The sequence below is a fragment of the Cognatiyoonia sp. IB215446 genome (assembly GCF_033963825.1).
Taxonomy (GTDB): Bacteria; Pseudomonadota; Alphaproteobacteria; order Rhodobacterales; family Rhodobacteraceae; genus Yoonia.
This window is the reverse complement of sequence record NZ_JAXBMD010000002.1, coordinates 282,134-299,031: the sequence shown is the minus strand read 5'-3', so window position 1 is coordinate 299,031 and position 16,898 is coordinate 282,134. Positions and strand designations below refer to the sequence as shown.

Annotated in this window: 14 protein-coding genes and 1 pseudogene; 6 read left to right on the top strand and 9 right to left on the bottom strand. The window is 58.6% G+C overall.

The window, feature by feature from the left end; translation table 11 throughout:
* Window positions 1-16: 16 nt before the first annotated feature.
* Window positions 17-637, bottom strand: coding sequence for an XRE family transcriptional regulator (locus tag SLH49_RS08955; protein WP_320268826.1), 621 nt, complete (start codon window positions 635-637; stop codon window positions 17-19).
* An 85-nt stretch (window positions 638-722) separates the two neighbouring features.
* Between SLH49_RS08955 and SLH49_RS08950 the strand changes: the two genes are divergently transcribed.
* Genes SLH49_RS08950 through SLH49_RS08935 form a run of 4 tightly spaced genes read left to right on the top strand, consistent with a single transcriptional unit; the run spans window position 723 to window position 4,178 of the window.
* Entirely contained in the window at window positions 723-1,736 is a 1,014-nt protein-coding gene (locus SLH49_RS08950; protein WP_320268825.1) for an ABC transporter permease, read from the top strand.
* Window positions 1,733-2,635: an ABC transporter permease gene (locus SLH49_RS08945; protein WP_320268824.1), complete on the top strand. Its 903-nt coding sequence runs from the start codon at window positions 1,733-1,735 to the stop codon at window positions 2,633-2,635. Before SLH49_RS08950 ends, SLH49_RS08945 begins: the two co-directional genes overlap by 4 nt.
* Window positions 2,632-3,453: an ABC transporter ATP-binding protein gene (locus SLH49_RS08940; RefSeq protein WP_320268823.1), complete on the top strand. Its 822-nt coding sequence runs from the start codon at window positions 2,632-2,634 to the stop codon at window positions 3,451-3,453. Before SLH49_RS08945 ends, SLH49_RS08940 begins: the two co-directional genes overlap by 4 nt.
* Window positions 3,450-4,178, top strand: a complete 729-nt coding sequence (locus SLH49_RS08935; protein WP_320268822.1) for an ABC transporter ATP-binding protein — start codon at window positions 3,450-3,452, stop codon at window positions 4,176-4,178. The genes SLH49_RS08940 and SLH49_RS08935 overlap by 4 nt, the downstream gene beginning before the upstream one ends.
* A 71-nt stretch (window positions 4,179-4,249) precedes the next feature.
* Here SLH49_RS08935 and SLH49_RS08930 read toward each other — a convergent pair.
* The 7 genes and pseudogenes from SLH49_RS08930 to SLH49_RS08900 all read right to left on the bottom strand — a co-directional run.
* Window positions 4,250-4,482, bottom strand: a pseudogene (locus SLH49_RS08930) (IS5/IS1182 family transposase); the annotation flags it as partial.
* Between the two features lie 170 nt (window positions 4,483-4,652).
* Window positions 4,653-6,266 (bottom strand): ABC transporter ATP-binding protein, encoded by a 1,614-nt coding sequence (locus tag SLH49_RS08925; RefSeq protein ID WP_320268821.1) that lies wholly within the window; start codon window positions 6,264-6,266, stop codon window positions 4,653-4,655.
* Entirely contained in the window at window positions 6,263-7,327 is a 1,065-nt protein-coding gene (locus SLH49_RS08920; protein WP_320268820.1) for a hypothetical protein, read from the bottom strand. The genes SLH49_RS08925 and SLH49_RS08920 overlap by 4 nt, the downstream gene beginning before the upstream one ends.
* On the bottom strand, window positions 7,327-8,160 hold the full coding sequence (locus SLH49_RS08915) for a hypothetical protein (protein ID WP_320268819.1): 834 nt from the start codon (window positions 8,158-8,160) through the stop codon (window positions 7,327-7,329). The genes SLH49_RS08920 and SLH49_RS08915 overlap by 1 nt, the downstream gene beginning before the upstream one ends.
* Before the next feature lie 2 nt (window positions 8,161-8,162).
* Window positions 8,163-8,765 carry an aspartyl/asparaginyl beta-hydroxylase domain-containing protein gene (locus SLH49_RS08910; protein WP_320268818.1) on the bottom strand — a complete coding sequence of 201 codons (603 nt, stop codon included), beginning with the start codon at window positions 8,763-8,765 and terminating at the stop codon, window positions 8,163-8,165.
* 179 nt (window positions 8,766-8,944) lie between these two features.
* On the bottom strand, window positions 8,945-9,628 hold the full coding sequence (locus SLH49_RS08905) for a winged helix-turn-helix domain-containing protein (RefSeq protein WP_320268817.1): 684 nt from the start codon (window positions 9,626-9,628) through the stop codon (window positions 8,945-8,947).
* Between the two features lie 613 nt (window positions 9,629-10,241).
* On the bottom strand, window positions 10,242-12,677 hold the full coding sequence (locus tag SLH49_RS08900; protein WP_320268816.1) for an FAD-dependent oxidoreductase: 2,436 nt from the start codon (window positions 12,675-12,677) through the stop codon (window positions 10,242-10,244).
* A 182-nt stretch (window positions 12,678-12,859) separates the two neighbouring features.
* Between SLH49_RS08900 and SLH49_RS08895 the strand changes: the two genes are divergently transcribed.
* Complete coding sequence (locus SLH49_RS08895) at window positions 12,860-14,386, top strand: trimethylamine methyltransferase family protein (protein ID WP_320268815.1); 1,527 nt, start codon at window positions 12,860-12,862, stop codon at window positions 14,384-14,386.
* Here the strand turns inward: SLH49_RS08895 and SLH49_RS08890 are convergent.
* On the bottom strand, window positions 14,383-15,357 hold the full coding sequence (locus tag SLH49_RS08890) for a LysR family transcriptional regulator (protein ID WP_320268814.1): 975 nt from the start codon (window positions 15,355-15,357) through the stop codon (window positions 14,383-14,385). The genes SLH49_RS08895 and SLH49_RS08890 overlap by 4 nt on opposite strands.
* A gap of 170 nt (window positions 15,358-15,527) precedes the next feature.
* Between SLH49_RS08890 and SLH49_RS08885 the strand changes: the two genes are divergently transcribed.
* Window positions 15,528-16,871, top strand: a complete 1,344-nt coding sequence (locus SLH49_RS08885; protein WP_413785291.1) for an ABC transporter substrate-binding protein — start codon at window positions 15,528-15,530, stop codon at window positions 16,869-16,871.
* The last annotated feature ends 27 nt before the right edge of the window (window positions 16,872-16,898 follow it).

Genomic DNA, 16,898 nt, shown 5'->3' with positions numbered 1-16,898 from the left:
TCTCCCGTTGGTATGGTTATGTTTGCGACGGCTCCGGCTGCAGCCGCTTGACGATTGGCCCAATCATTCGGGGCGATGTTCCGGTCCAAAGCAACCGGGCTGGCGCTTCGCCGATATTGGCGAAGGAATGCGGGACATCACCCATAAAGTGCAAACTATCGCCAGGATGCAGCACAAGCGTCACATCGGCCAATGTCTGCTTAACCGTGCCGTCGAGCACCACGATCAACTCCTCCCCGACATGAGCGGTGACTTCCGACGCATAGCCTACAGGAATATGGATGATCAGGGATGACAGCGTTCCTCCGGGCAACACTGTCGAAATGCGTTCGTAGTGCAGCGAGGAGTCCGCCAAAGCAAATCGGTCCCGCTCACCAGCCCTTGTCACGCTATCCGCCGGGCGTGGAGTGGCAACAAAAAAATCGATGTCGACATTGAGCGCGCCGGCGATACTGGCCAACGTACCTAGGCTAGGCGTTGCAAGATCGCGCTCCACCTGGCTGAGAAAGCCAACAGAGATGCCCGCCTGATCTGCCAGCGCTTGCAACGTCAAGCCCGCTTTGCGCCGCAAGTTGCGAATCCGTCCGCCGAATGCTGGCGGCTGGGCTGGCTCGGAACGTCGCTGTGATTGGAACATGATTCCCCCTGCCATCAAAACCGTAGTAAAAAAATTTTGATCAGTCAAAAATTCTTTGCTAGATTGATAAAAAACGGAAACTTCGTTGACCCGTCTCCTGCCTGCCCTGAACCTTCTTTTAACTCTCGTCCTGACATTCCTCGGGCTGTTAGCGATCACCTTCTTTATAGGTAGGGTCGTACCGATCGACCCGGTCATTGCGGTGGTCGGAGACCGCGCGAGCAAAGAGACCTATGATGCGGTTCGTGCCGCGTTGGGGCTGGACGACCCGCTCATCGTCCAATTCGGGCGCTATGTATGGCAGATATTGCTTGGGGATCTTGGCGTATCCGTCTCGACAGGTCGGCCGGTCGCTACAGATCTGGCACGGGTCTTTCCTGCAACCTTGGAAATGGCTACGATTGGAATTATCATCGGGGTCGCGCTGGGGGTTCCGATGGGCGTTTTCGCAGCCGCCCGCCAGGGCTCTTGGATCGATCAGGTAATCCGGGTTATCGGGCTTGCGGGATATGCCATACCGGCGTTTTGGCTGGGCCTTGTAGGGCTTGTTGTGTTCTATGCTCAATTGCGTTGGGTGGGCGGACCCGGTCGGATCGATCTCTTTCTTGACGGCATGGTCCCGGTAAAAACCGGGCTCTTGCTGGTCGACAGCGCAATTGATGGCAATGGAGAGGCATTCCAAAGCGCGGTCTCACACATCATACTCCCAGCGACAATCCTGGGCTTCTTCGCACTTGCCTATATCGCCAGAATGACCCGCAGCTTCATGCTGGAACAACTCTCGCAAGAGTACATCATCACCGCACGGGTCAAAGGCGTACCAGAGCGGTTGATCCTCTGGCGTCACGCCTTTCGGCCGATCCGGGTTCAACTGATTACGGTGATCGGTCTTAGCTATGCCGGGCTTCTGGAGGGCTCGGTGATGATTGAGACAGTGTTCAGTTGGCCCGGCATCGGAAACTATCTGACCACCGCCTTGTTGAACGCTGACATGAATGCCGTTCTGGGCGCCACGCTTGTGATCGGCACGGTATTCATCGCGATCAACAAGGGCTCGGATTTGCTTTACTGGCTGTTGGACCCGAGGGCACGCATATGATCTCGCGCGCGTGGATCTTGTCAGATAATCCCGAAACACGTCTGCAATCTCAACTGGGACAAGCATGGCGATTGATGCGGACGCTAGCACGCAATGGCTTGGCGATGGTCGGCCTTGCAATCGTGTTAGCGCTTTTGCTGATTGCGGCCTTCGCGCCTTGGCTAGCCCCCTATTCGCCCGTGGAGGGTGTTCTCGCAAACCGCCTTCAACCCCCGTCTGCGGCGCATTGGATGGGAACGGACGAGCTCGGCCGAGACATCTTGAGCCGTGTAATCCATGGCGCGAGGATCACATTGTTGATCGTACTTTTGGTCGCTGTCATCGCAGCGCCGCTGGGGCTGTTGATTGGCGTCGTTGCCGGGTATTTCGGTGGCTGGATTGACCGCATCCTCATGGGTCTGACAGACATTTTTCTGTCGCTGCCGAGGCTGATCCTCGCGCTGGCCTTTGTGGCCGCGTTGGGTCCCGGCATAGAGAATGCGGTAATCGCTATCGCCATAACCGGATGGCCGATCTATGCGCGGATCGCCCGTGCTGAGGTTCTGACGTTCCGCAACTCCGAATTTCTGGACGCGGTTCGCATGCAAGACGCCTCGGCTTTTCGCATCATAAGGTTCCATGTGATCCCGCTATGTCTGTCTTCAACCATTGTACGCGTCACCCTGGACATGGCTGGGATTATCCTGACGGCCGCAGGGTTGGGTTTTCTGGGGCTCGGCGCGCAGCCGCCCTTGCCGGAATGGGGCGCGATGATCTCGCGTGGGCGTGCCTTTATCCTTGATCAGTGGTGGGTCGCCACGATGCCGGGCTTTGCGATCATCATTGTTTCTCTAGGGTTCTGTCTTCTTGGCGATGGTTTGCGGGATGTGCTTGACCCTAAAGGCCGGAGCCGCGGATGACATTGCTAAAGGTCGACAACCTGCGCGTTACATTCCCGTCAGATCACGGTCCGGTGGACGTCGTGCGCGGTCTTTCTCTAACACTGGGGCGGGAAAGGTTGGGCATTGTGGGCGAAAGCGGTTCAGGAAAAAGCATGACGGGCCGCGCCATCTTAGGGCTGATTCCACCGCCGGGCAGTGTCACAGCGGACAGGCTAGAATTCGAAGGCACCGACCTCCGAACCCTGTCCGAACGGAGGTATCGCGAGTTGCGCGGAGCGCGCATGTCGATGGTTCTACAGGATCCCAAGTTCAGCCTGAACCCGGTGATTACAATTGGTGACCAAATCGCCGAAGCGCTAAAAGTACATCGGTCGCTCACCGCCCGTCAGCGCCGTGTGCGGGTTCTCGAGGTTCTCGAAGCCGTGCGGATCCGAGACCCAAAACGCGTTGCACGGCTCTATCCCAACGAAATATCGGGGGGTATGGGTCAGCGAGTCATGATCGCGATGATGGTGGTTCTGGAACCGGCCCTCATGATTGCTGATGAACCCACAAGCGCGCTGGATGTGTCCGTCCGGGGACAGGTGCTCGACATTCTCGACGATCTGGTGCGGCGGCGCGGAATGGGTCTGATCTTAATTTCGCATGACCTCAACACGGTCGCCCGCTGGTGCGACCGCATCATCGTGATGTACCAAGGTCGCGTTGTCGAGGAACTTGGGACCGGCCAACTGGAAGCGGCAAAGCATCCTTACACACGTGGCCTGCTGTCCAGCGTACCCCGAATAGATGAAACGCGGGATCGTCTGCCAGTTCTGAATCGGAGCACGCTTTGATCAGAGTAAGCGATCTAACTGTGCGTTTCGGCCAGACAACTGTTCTGCACAATGTATCTTTCTCTGTCACAGGCGGCGAAAGCTTTGCGCTGGTCGGCGAAAGCGGCTCGGGCAAATCCACGATCCTCAAAGCGCTTGCCGGACAGATCACCAACTGGAGCGGAGCTCTTGAGATTGCGAATGAGCCGCTCTCACCGGGGAAGCGCGCACGTCTGGCGCGCAAGGTCCAGATGGTGTTTCAGGACCCCTACGGCAGCCTTCATCCGCGCCACAGTCTTGACGATACGCTATCAGAGCCGCTGATCATCCACGGCCTGCCGGATCGCGATGCCCGCGTTCTCGCAATGCTGGACGCCGTCGGCTTGCCGCGACGCTTTCGCTTTCGTCTGCCACATCAGCTTTCAGGGGGGCAGCGCCAACGTGTCGCGATCGCCCGCGCACTGATGCTCGACCCACCCGTTCTGCTCTTGGATGAGCCGACCAGCGCTCTGGACGTCAGTGTGCAGGCCGAGATCCTCAACCTGCTCAAGGGTCTTCGCGAAGAGAGGCAATTGACCTTCCTACTTGTTACCCATGATCTTCCCGTGGTGAGCTTTCTCTGCGATCGGCTCGCGATCCTGAAGTCGGGCCGGATCGAGGAAGAAGCCCGTGTCGATGCTTTGCGCGCAGGTCGGTTCGAAACGGGCTACGGGCAGGAACTGGTCAAACGCTCTCGCGATGGCTGATCATAGGGGCTTAATGCCAGGCTGCTTCGAGAAAGCTGCACATCGCGCTAGTACACTTCTAGATACCGGACTCATAACCAGTATATGAACGTTGTGGCGAAAGTGATGGTGGACAGGAAGACCTTCGGGCACCGGTCGTATGGATTGCCACGCGGCACCAGTCTTTGAGGCTGCCGAACATGATCTAAATCTTACCGCGCCTTTTGTAGCGGCGCTTGTCATACTTCACTCGTTTCTTTTGCTGCTTTCGACTGGGGATGTAAGGGCGTATCCCCTGGTCACTCAACGCTTCTCTGGACCAATCCTACTCAAGACGCGTCAATCATCGAGGCGAGGTTTCCCGCGCGACTTGGGGAGGGAGGGTACAATGCCCGCTATCTGCACGTCTGTGAGCCGGAAAAGATCATACACACTCACTGCTCGTTTTTCGAACCGCGAATTATGCGGCCTTGATGAAAACAACCTGTCCTGACGCTAGGCTGCGCTCATCGCAACTTGGGTGACCTGCTCTACGCTTTTTTGCAGAACTAGCGGAGGCTCCTTGAATTGCTGCGCAGTGGGCTCTGCCGCAACAATGAGCGCGGCGGTCTCACACTGATCGAAATGATCGATCAAGAGTGCCAGGTTATCGCCACACAGCCCAATCTCGTCAGCGTCCACCAGAGCCAGCTGTGATCGTGAAATCAAGCCACGGGCCAAATACAGGCGGGTATGCTCGCTCGCGGTAAGATTGCGCGCCCCTTCGGACACCCGGGCATCAAGCCCACCGAGCCGTTCCGCCAACTCCGACAGGCCAGCCAAGTCGATGATCGCTTCAAGTTCGTCATCCTGCGCCGTCCTGCCGGTCCCCAACATCAATGCGCGACGAAGAGAGCCTTTGAGCATTGGTGCCTTAGACCCAAGGTAAAGGACCGTGCCACTGGTCAGGGCTGCAGGATCAGTTCCCAATATCTGCAGCTTACCCTGAGAGGGGGCGCCCTCAAGTCCGGAAAGCGTCAGGAGCAGGCGGCTCTTACCACAGCTTGCAGGTCCAGATACGCGCCGCACCACGCCACGCTCCAATCTGAGATCGATCGGCGCCAGACCCTGAAGGCGCAGTCCATCAAGATGGATTGCAGGCGCATGTGGAACGGGCGTTACCTTGGCTAAAGTACGAAGGCGCGGGCTCGCGAGTGCCGCATCAAGCTTGGCTAGCGCGACAGCATAAGCTTTCTGCCGGTCACGTACATCGGCAAGATGGCGTAAGGGCCAGACAATCAGCGCTAGCGCTGTCAGGGCTGCCACTGCGTCCGCCACGCCAAGATCAAGTCTCAAGCAAACCCAGAGGCACAGCGCACCAGCTGTTCCGGCTGCCGCATCAGGCATTGCGCGTACTGTTTCTCCCAGCCACGCGCGCCGAACCGCCGCGCGCATAATGCCTTGTGATTTGTTGTCCAGAAGGCGCAATTCGGTTTTGATCCGCCCTGACCGGCGTAGTGCGATCCCTTGTGGCAGCCGCTCGGCCATGGCAGCGGCAAGGCGTGCCCTTTTGCTGCGCAGATCCGCGTGGGCCTCACCTAAGGGATTGCCCAGCCAATAGATGGCCGCCATCACAAGGCCAATGGGTCCGGCAGCCACCATCGCCAGGCGCGGCTCCAGCAAAAAGAGAATGAGAAAGGCCGCCGGTATCGTGACGCAAGCCGAAATGAGCCGCGTCAACCCGCGCGCGACCCAGCCCTTAAACGCGGTCAGGTCGCCAACAAACCGCAATGCCGTCGCGCCCGCTCGTCGCTCGGCCATCGCACTAAGCGGCATTTTTGTCATATGCAGAAACAGGGTGCGCCTGATTGCAGCGGCATAGCTTTGGCCAGTCCGCTCTCCCAACGCACCCTCACCAGAGCGCAGCGCAAAGATGGCGAGCCCTGAAATTGCAATGGCCGCGAGCGCCTGCACCGGTATGGTGCTTTCATCCGTCCGCAATGCGCCGATGACGTCGCGCGTCGCGAAGGCGGTCACGACCATGGTGACCGCCTGACCAAGTGCGAGGACGACAAGCCCAAGCATACCGATCCAACGCTTTTCGCCAGCGATTGGAGGCCGTTGGCTCATGCCGCACCTTCCCGCTCGGCACATGCGAGCAGTCCGTTTAGGCACAACGCGGTCGCCGGGTCTGCCAGAGTTTCGCGCGAGAAGACGGGCAAGCTCAGCTGTTCCGCCTCGGCCACCGCAAGTGGAGCTTGTGTCATCAGACCGGACAGCGCAATCGGCGCGATCTGCGCCTCGGACGAGAGCCAATGCAGTGCACCCCGCGCGGCAAGCGCACCGGGGGCAGCCAACACAAAGGCATCGAAGAGAGCCCGGTAACCGGGTCGTCGCAAAAGCTGGGCGGTTTCCACCTGACTCACACCATCGGCCAGTTCGACGACGGCGATGTCGCAATCCGTCGCAGCGGTCAGCAGTGTTCGCGTCGCGATTTCAAGGCAATCCAGGGGCTGCCGGTAGGTCGAGGCCAGGCCAGCATCGGTGAAGTCCAAGACCTTTGCGGCACCTGCCGCTTCATAATGATGCACGTCACCAAAGGATCCTGTTCCGGTCGCTTTAATCGCTGCCACCATTTGGCCCGACCGTGCAAACCCGTTGATCAGCCCAGCCGCAGCGGCTGTTTTTCCGGCATTCATTCCAGTGCCGAGTACGCCGATCACGCGACGCGGGCGCGGCCCCTGCACTTTGTCCAGCGCAACGTCTGCAAGGTTGATGACGCGGCCCTCGCCATCCGCAACGCGACCAATCACCGACAGGCGCGTCGGGCGACCGACCCTACCGTTGCGCGTACGCATGTGACCCACGACGCCGCCACCGGCCAGCAAGTCAGCGCCATCTGCCGACAAAACGGCGATGCCTTCAAACTGGTCTTCGGCAAACCGATCACCGCAGGCCAAAACCACACGATCCTTGGGAAATAAGATGGAGAAGCGCCCATCGTGCAGTTGCAATCGCTTGTGGCTGCCGATCTCCTGCACCTCAGCCAGCACGAGATCGCCAGTCTCGGCTGCTGCGAGGTCATGATTGAGCAGTTTGATGTTAGACCGACGGACCCGGCGTGTCACAAAACTCCATTTGGCACCGGCCAGAAATGGTGCCGCCGATACATTGATGTCAACGATGTGCATTATGCAACCTCTTCAATTTGATGCTTCCCCAGCTTGGGAAGCGTTTTTGATTTTTCCGAAACAACTGGAACGAAGGCTGAAGCAAGCCCACCATTGGCCACACAATCTGCAAAACCGTGTCCGCAGTTTTCCATCAGCTGGAAACGGATGTTTGGACGGACTCGCTCCCGTCGTGCGGCGCGTTTCATTGCGGCGGCCCAACTGCGCGCGCGTTGGACCCTGTTTGCGCCCTGCTGAGACACGATATCAGCGTCGTTACGCAGGTTTTTATCCTGCATAACGTCCAAATCTCCCACCATCACGACTACTTCTCTTGCAAGAAACCGCCCAATGTTGGCGCGCAAACGAAACGCGAGGGCATTTCCGCCTAGGTTCTCCATCCCGACACCCAATGGATAGGATCCGCGCGTATCCGGGAAAGTCCACCAACCCGGCGCCACAACACACAGCCGTCGTACATTTTCGGGGTAGAGCCAAGTGAAACGGTGCGCAAACTGCGCTCCGCCTGAAAAACCCGAAATGTCCGGCGGGGCCGCGCCAATCCAACCCTCATCTCGCAGGACCCGCAAAAGCGCGAGGAGCGCCCAATCGGACCGCTTTTTGCACGCGGCCCGCTGATAGTGCGGCCACGAGTTGCGGTCGAAAACCGGCAGGATGATGGTGCGGCCTGTGACATCTGCCTGCCGCGCCAGCAAGTCGGCCATAAGCTCAACTTCGCGGTTCAGGCCGTGTATCGCCAGAACTGGCGGCGCCTTTGCGCTTGTCTCTGGTCGGATCAGCCAGGTTGAGGGGAGAACACCGGGAACACCCGGTCGGAAATGTATCTGTGCCATCTTCACGCTGCCTTTTCGTATTTCGCGCGCGCCGCAGCCGTTGCTGCTGAAGCACGGCTGCGCATTTCGGCTGGAAGCAGATCGAAGATGATGTGGATCCGGTCTTCGTTGCCGTCGTTGAAGGCTTCATGCATCTGGTCGTTGTCAAACCACCACAATTCGCCTTCCTTCATACGAACTTCCTCTTCTCCTGCTTTCAGCCACGATCCGGCAGAGGATTTCAACACGAAGTGATAGCGACCGCGCAGGCGATAGTATTCGCCCCGGTCGATATGCGGGTAGACACGCTTGCCCGCAGGCAAGCAGACGATCTTGGCACGGCTGAGATCTGCATCGAGTTCGGCAGACACGTCCTCCAGAAAGGCACGTGCAACCGGGAAATTGACCGAACCCGTCGTCCAGCGGCTTTCGTGAACATCACGCCGCGCGCGCCCAAGGATCATGGATTTGCGCAACCCTCGCAACGGCACAGCAAGCGCCTCTCGTTGCACGGCGATCTTTTCTTGACGGCCCGTCGCGTTGGCCCAGGCGTCATCGACGGCGGCGATTTCTGTTAAGAACGGTTCTACGGGTACATTTACACGAATTCTTTTGAAGTACTTCATATCGCTCTCCTTGCTGTTGGACACGGCCCACCACGGGCAGTGCTTTAAAAGACGCGTCTCCGACCCTTCCAGATTTGATTTAGGATCGAAGCTGACGGCGGACTGACAGGCAGATACCGAACAGTTCCGTCGGCATAATTTTGCTTTCCGGCACGGTTTGTGACATTCCATCGAAAGGGTCATAGGCGGTCTCCCTCAGCGCTCTTCAGGCTCCACCCAACCCCGCGATGCGCCACGATGCGGGCCAGGCATCCCGCATCCTTCAGGCTGCGTCGTAACCGGGACAGGACCGCTTCAATCGCGTTCGAAGTCAAAACCGCATCGGGTCCGTAAACCCGGGCCTCTAGCCTCTGACGCGGGACGATGTGAGGGGCAAACCGGACAAGCAGTGTCAGCGCCGCAAGCTCGCGCCGCGACAGCGAAAGTGGCGCGCCGGCGAATGCGGCGTATCCTGCTTCCGGACTGATAGTCAGGCCCGCAGCACGAAACATTTTGCCGGACGGGCCCGCCATCTTATCAACCATGGCTTGCATGCGAGACGTCAGTTCTGGCATCGCGACAGGGTTCGAACCCGCAGCCATCGGGCACAGCGCCTCATTCGACTTTCGCCCCACCAACGCTTCATTCGGGACAAGCGCAATGATGGGAATATGGGCGCTATCTTGCTGCTGGTCCAACAGCCTTTGCGCCGCACGATCAAGTCGCGAAAGATCGACGATAGCGAGGTCGTATTGATCGTCCGCATCGTGGTCGGGGCATTTGCCGGAGTGGCACTCGACCTCAAAACGAATCCCCTTAATCAGAAGGCGGGCCGGAAAGGTTGTGGGTTGCGTATCGGATCGCCTGATGAGGAGCAGTTGCATGGTCGTCTCGCCTTGTTGGTAGGGGTCATCGCGATGTGCCGTGATGTTGCTGCGATAGTGGGAACCCGGCCGCGAAACGCCATAATCGGCGGGTTTAAAAACTCAAAAAAGGGGCCGCATATAACGTTTGTTTACGCGAGCCTCCGGGCGGTGAAATCTCAGAAAATCCAACGTTACTTGGCGTTGCGCAGGCCTGCAGATGGCACATCCGTGCTTCGCGCTAAGCGTGTAAATGCTTAATGACAGCCACTCCACAGACCGGCGCGTTCTCCGTCATACTCCTTCGGTTTATGAACAGATTGCCGCCGCGTCATGAACACCGATCGTCAGGCTTTGTGGTCAGGCTCGGATTGACCGAAAACCGGCCTTTGAAAACCTGAAAAAGTCGGCGATTGAGGCATCGCGGGCCTCTTCCGAATCAACTGAACGAGAGAAATTTTCGGATCTCCCGAATACATCTTGAAAGGTAGGCGCCTAAAGAGGGGCTTGAGGCGGCTTGTTTTGACAGGCGCTCAAACCAATAGCGGCATCAAACCCTACCACGAAGGAACTTCGCTCAGACCGCAGTCAAACATCTCCCGCACTTTGCGCCCTTCGCTCCTGAGCGCGGATCCTAACCTCGCATCAACGCGTGTCCCGGATCGTAAGGCGAGGGCGCGATTACAGCTGCCGGCACCATCTGACCGCATAGATCCAGTTCCATCACTTCGCCAATCGCTGCAAACTCCGGCGCCACAAATGCAAGGGCGAGGTTCATTCCGACCCGATGCCCCCAAGCGCCTGATGTGACGGTGCCAACAACCTTTCCTTCCAGCATCAGCGATGCGCCATCATGGGCTGGTTCGCGTGTTGAGGTGACGTCGAGCGTGACCAGTTTCCTACACGCACCTTCCGCATGCCGACGCAGAAGTGCGTCCTTGCCCACGAAGTCGCCTTTATCGCGCTTGACGAAGCGCTCCAGCGCCGTCTCGAACGGGTCAAATTCGGTCAGAATGTCGGCTTTCCAGTGGAGGAAACCTTTCTCAAGCCGCATCGACTCAATCGCCCGCGCGCCGAAGAGCTTTAGGCCATGGGCCTCACCCGCCTGGCGCAGCGCCAGATAAGCGGCGTAGAGCGAGGCGTTGAGCACGTGGATTTCATATGCTAGCTCGCCTGAAAAGCTGACTCCCATGACGGTGGCCGGGGCGAAGCCGATGAAGCATTCCCGGACCGAGAGCCATGGAAATGCCTCTGCCGACCAATCAGCGCGGCTGACCGCCTCCAGCACCGCGCGCGACTTCGGCCCCGCAAGAACAAGGATCGTCTGGTCATTTATCAGGCTTCTCAGCTGGACATCCTCATCCGGTCGGACATGCGCCGTTAGCCAGTCCAGATCATGCCATTCCGCCGCCGCCGCTGAGCCATACCAGACCCGCGCTGGCCCGCGATCCGAGGCGGGAAGATTGGCAATCGTCGCCTCACATTTGATCATGCCCTGATGGTTCAGCAGGTAGGACAGCCCGACCCGCCCGTCGCGCTTGGTCATGTTGCCGCAAATCATCCGGTTGAGAAAGGCATGCCGGTCGGCACCGGTGATTTCGATGCGGTTAAAGCCGTTGACCTCGGTCAGGCCGACATTGGTTTGCACGTTCTTTACTTCAGCGGCGACCAGATCGAAGGTTTCGTCAAAATCAAAGCCGAGCGTCGGTTCGAAATCGGCATGTGGCTTGATGTAATCCAGCCGCTCCCATCCATTGACGACCGTGAACGCCGCTCCCTCCGCGGCAAGCACCGGCGTGAGCGGCGTTGTTTTGGCCATCCGTCCTGCCGGGCGCTCTTCGTGTGGGAAGTGAAAGCGGAACTCGTTCTGGTAGTCTTCGATGGCCTTCAGCGCGGTCAGTTCGACATTTGCATGTCCCGTGAACCGCCGTGGATCAAGACACCAGGTGTCATAGCAGGCTTCCCCATGCACGATCTGCTGCGCCAGTAGCCAGCCGTGGCCACCCCCCTCGCCAACCCCAGCACGCAGGCCGATGATACAGAACGCATTGCGCTTGCCGGGGATCGGCCCGACAAGCGGCGCGCCATCGATTGTGTAGGTGATTGGCCCATTCACAATCCGTTTGATCCCAACCTCGGTCAAGGCGGGCATTCGCGCGAACGCGCCCTCCAGCACATCCATCACCCGATCCAGATCATCGGGGCAAAGATCATTGGCAAATGACGGGCTGATCCCGTCCATGCCCCACGTCTTGCAATCCTGTTCGTAGAACCCGACCAACAGCCCGTTCTTTTCCTGCCGGGCATAATAGTCCGAGATCGGACAGCGCAGCAGCGGCATCCGGTGCCCCGCTGCGGCGATGGTCGGTATGTCTTCGGTCACGAAATACTGGTGCTCCATCGAAGCAACCGGGTGATGCACACCCATCATCGCGCCCACTTCGTTCACGCGGTAGCCGCATGCATTCACGACGATATCCGCGTCGATGTTTCCTTGCGTCGTTTCCACCGTCCATGTGTCATCTGCATGCTGCGTCAGGCCAACGACCTGTGTGTGGCGATAGACCTCGGCCCCGGCCTTACGGGCATGGAATGCGAGTGCCTGACACAACTGTGCCGGATCGATATCGCCATCTTCGCCGTCCCAGAGGCCTCCCAACAGGTTCTCCGTCGAGATCAGCGGATGGCGGCGGGCGCATTCGGCGGCGTCAATGACCTCGAACTCAACACCCATACCGCGCGCCATTGAGGCGAAATGCCGATAGCCCTGCATCTGCGCTTCGGTATTGGCCAGCCGAATACCGCCATCACCGTGATGATAGCCAACCGGGTAGTCCGGATCATCGCGCAGCTTCTTGTAGAGCGCGATGGAGTGCGACTTCAGGCCAACCATCGTCTGGTTCATGCCGAAATTCGTCACTTGCGCTGCCGAATGCCAAGTGGTGCCAGAGGTCAACTCGTCCCGCTCGATCAGGACAACGTCGCTCCAGCCTTCCTGTGTCAGGTGATAAAGTGTCGAACACCCCGCGATGCCCCCGCCAATGACCACGATCCTCGTGCGCGATTTCATGCAATATCTCCGCCGTTCCCCGCGCCGAGACAGGGACGGGTTTTGGCGGGGGTGACAACCTGATTTTATAATTTTCTATTTTTTAGAAATACGAATCCAAAAATTTCGAAATATACGCTTCGCGATTGCCGTCTCCTGGAATTCCGGACCTCTTTGCGACACCACTGATCAGGATGTTGCTTATGGCGCAGCGACCCAAACGCGCAGGGCGGGTAGAGCGGATTGCACGACGCATGGCAAAGCCCGTGTTCGACCCTTGTCCGCCAGGCCAGCTTGGCGGCGCCTACAAACCTCTGACCAAAGCGGAACTGGATCGCATCTTCGATACCGCCCTTCTTCTTTTGGACAATCTCGGGCTGGGCGCAGTTCCGGATCGGCTGCGGGCCGACCTTCTGGCAGCGGGTGCCCGCGACAATGGTGCGGGCCGGATCCTTTTGCCGCCACCTCTGGTGCAGGATGCGATTGATCAGGCCGCCAAGACCTTTGTGCTACATGGCCGTGATCCGGCACGTTCGATTGAGGTTGGTGGCAACCGCGTCCACTTCGGAACCGGCGGTGCTGCGGTACAGACGCTTGATCTGGACACCCGCACCTACCGTCCTGCGACGCTGAAGGACCTGCATGATTTCACCCGGTTGCAGGATACGCTGGCCAATGTGAGCTGGTATACACGCTGTTGTGTTGCCACCGACGTGCCGGACATTTTCGACTTGGACGTGAACACGGTCTATGCCTTGTTGCGCAACACGACCAAGCCTGTCGCAACCTCATTCACCCTCGCCGCGCACGTAGCGCCTATTGTCGAAATGCTCGACATCGCGGCTGGCGGTGCGGGCCAATTCGCGAAACGTCCGTTCCTGAAGGCACATATCAGTCCGATCATTTCGCCACTCGCATTTGGAGAGGATGCTGTGGATGTGGTCTATGCATGCATTCGTCACAACATCCCCATCTCTTGCATCACGGCAGCGCAGGCTGGCGCGACAGCACCGGCCACGCTCGCGGGATTTCTGGCGCAATCTCTTGCCGAAACACTGGCGAGCCTTGTGATGGTCCATGCGATCCAGCCCGGTTTTCCGATGATCTTTTCAAACTGGCCGCTGGTGGTTGATCTGCGCACCGGCGCCTTTGCCGGGGGGAGCGGCGAAACCGCATTGCTTAACGCAGCCTCTGCGCAGCTTTCCAACTGGCTGGGCCTTCCATCCGGTGTCGCTTGCTCCATGACCGATGCCAAGGCCATCGACGCGCAATACGGGATGGAAAAGGGGCTGACGTCGCTCGCCGCAGCGCTTGCCGGTGGGAACCTGATTTACGAAAGCTCAGGCATGACCGCGTCGCTTCTGGGGGCGAGTTTCGAGGCCTTCGTTCTGGATGATGAGATGCATTCGCACACCTACCGCATCCTGCGCGGCATTGAAGCGAGCGAGGACAATCTCGGCTATCAGGCCATCATGGATGCCGTCCTTGGTGACGGGCACTTTCTGGGCGGCGCGCATACCCATGCGGCCATGGAGCGGGACTATTTCTACCCCTTACTAGCCGACAGGCAAGAGCCGCGCAGTTGGGCCGAAAGCGGCGCGCAAGATGCATGGGACCGGGCCCATGCGCAAGTCCGCGCGGTGCTGCGCGACAATCAGCCGGAATATCTGACCAACGAACAGGATGATGCGATCAAGGCGCGCTTTAACATCCTGTATTCGCCATCCTAGTCGATCAACGCGAACTGATCCTGCAACCATGGCGTCTGTGCAATGGTCGTTGCGATGACATGCGAGTCTAATGAGGCGCGCAGCTTGCGGTTCACGATATCCACCAAAGAGCGTGAACAATCCGGTGTGACCACCAGCGACAGCGTGCGCGAAAAACGCTTGCCTGGAAACGGATGCATGGTCAGCCGGGGCTGAAAGCGCTGTGCCCTGGCAAAGAGCAGTGGCGTCGTGATGGTCCAACCGGCCCCCGACGCCACCATCGCCATCAGGGTCTGGTTGCTCCCGCATTCAAACTTGTCCGGCAGCGACACGCCCAACCTGCGCAACTGTGCCTGTATTTGCCGCGCGATGATCAACTCGCTTGAGAATTGCAGAAACGGCAGTTCCGCGCGCCTTGCAACGATGTCATCGGGCGAGGCGGCCGCCGTTTTGGGCAGGACCATGATAAACGGATCGCGCAGCAATGGCTGGTCTTCCAAATCGCGCATCCGCTCATGCGGGGTGACTGTGATGCCCAGATCAAGCTTGCGATCACGTAACATCCCGATGACCTCATGACTTGAGGCTGTGTGATAGAGAAAGGCACAATCGGGCATCAGATCCGCCAGATGCACGGCAAGATCGGGCGTTACATCACTGTCGAGATCCTCGATCATACCCAAGCGAAGATAACTAGCGCCGGCCAGATCACCATTCGTCGCCTCGGCCTTTGCCTTGCGGATGGCGTGCAGGGCCACATCAATGTTGCGCAGAAAAACCTGCCCCTTTGGCGTCAAGACCATGGGCCTGCGGGTATGGTTGAAAAGCTCTGCGCCCAGGTGATCTTCAAGACAGCGCAGATGATGCGAGACGGTGCTGATCGCAAGGCCGGTCTCATCCGCCGCTTCTTTAAGCGACCCACTGCGGGCGCAGATCTGGAAGATCTCCAACCATTTCAGACTAAGCCCTTTGGGCGAGGAAAGTCTGGACATGAAAAACGGGCCCGGCATCAGAAAACGTGCCCTGAAAGCTTCCGCCATTTGGCACGCCATTGCCATCGAATTCGGAAAAGCTGCCCAACGCCCATCATGCAGAAGACTTGCCAAAAGGCATTTCGCGCGGCTTTTATGGGTGCAGGAGAGGAAAAAGTGGGGAGGAAATGATGAAATCTCAGATGGTGCATTTGGGACTTGCGGCGGCATTGGTGCTGCCTGCTACGATACTGCAAGCGGACACGATCCGCTTCTGGACAACAGAAGAACAACCCGAACGTCTCGCGCGGCAAGAGGCGTTGGCCCAGAAATTCAATGCCGCAACCGGGCATGAAGTGGAGGTCATCCCGGTTTCGGAAACTGATCTGGGCACGCGCGCGACAGCCGCATTCGCCGCTGGCGATCTGCCCGACGTGATTTACCACACGCTGCAATATGCCCTGCCATGGGCCGAGGCGGGCATTCTGGACACTGGCGCTGCAACCGATGTGGTCGAAGACCTTGGTGCCGATACATTTGCACCCGGCGCGCTGGCCATGGCCGATTTTGAGGGTGATTATGCCTCGGTCCCTGTCGACGGCTGGACCCAGATGGTTGTTTATCGTGCCGACCTCTTTGAAGGCGCGGGATTGGAACCGCCCAGCAGCTACGACAACGTACTTGCCGCGGTCGAAGCGCTGCATAACCCGCCCGAGATGTACGGCTTTGTCGCAGCAACCAAGGTCGATGAAAACTTCATGAGCCAGGTGCTTGAACATGTGTTCTTGGCCAATGGGGTGTCACCGGTTGGGGACGATGGCTTTCAGGAATTAGATGAGGCCGCCACAACCGAAGTTCTTGATTTCTACAAGGCCATCGCAGAGGCATCGCCACCCGGTGAGCTCTACTGGGATCAGTCGCGCACTCTCTATTTCTCGGGCAATGCGGCGATGATCATCTGGTCGCCTTTCATTTTGGATGAACTGGCTGGCCTGCGCGATAGCGCCCCACCCACGATCAACGACGATCCGACGTCCAGCGAACTGGCCAGCAAAACCGGTATTGTGACGAATTTCTCAGGCCCCTCGAACCCCGATGGGGCCGCTTGGGCAGACATCCGCTATCTTGGCATCACGAGCGACGCCAATACCAATGTTGCGATGGAATTTGTCGAATTCTCAATGTCGGAAGGCTACACCGAAACGCTGGCGATCGCGCCGGAAGGCAAGTTCCCGGTGCGCAACGGCAATGCCGACAATCCTACTGCATATGCAGAGGCCTGGGCCACGCTTGATATGGGCGTGGATCGTCGCGCGCCGCTCGGTGACCTCTACGCGCAAGAGATGATTGATGAGATCGTTGGCGGCCTGGATGTGGCGCAACGCTGGGGTGTTGCTGAAGGTCAGCTTGCTCTGTCGAGCCGCATGATCAACAGTCAGGTGATCAACCGGATTGTCCGGCAATACATTGATGGTGAGGTTGATGCGCCCACTGCGGTGGCCAACCTCAACGCTGAACTCGGCGCCATTGAGTAACGACGACGGGTTCGGGCCGGGCGGTTG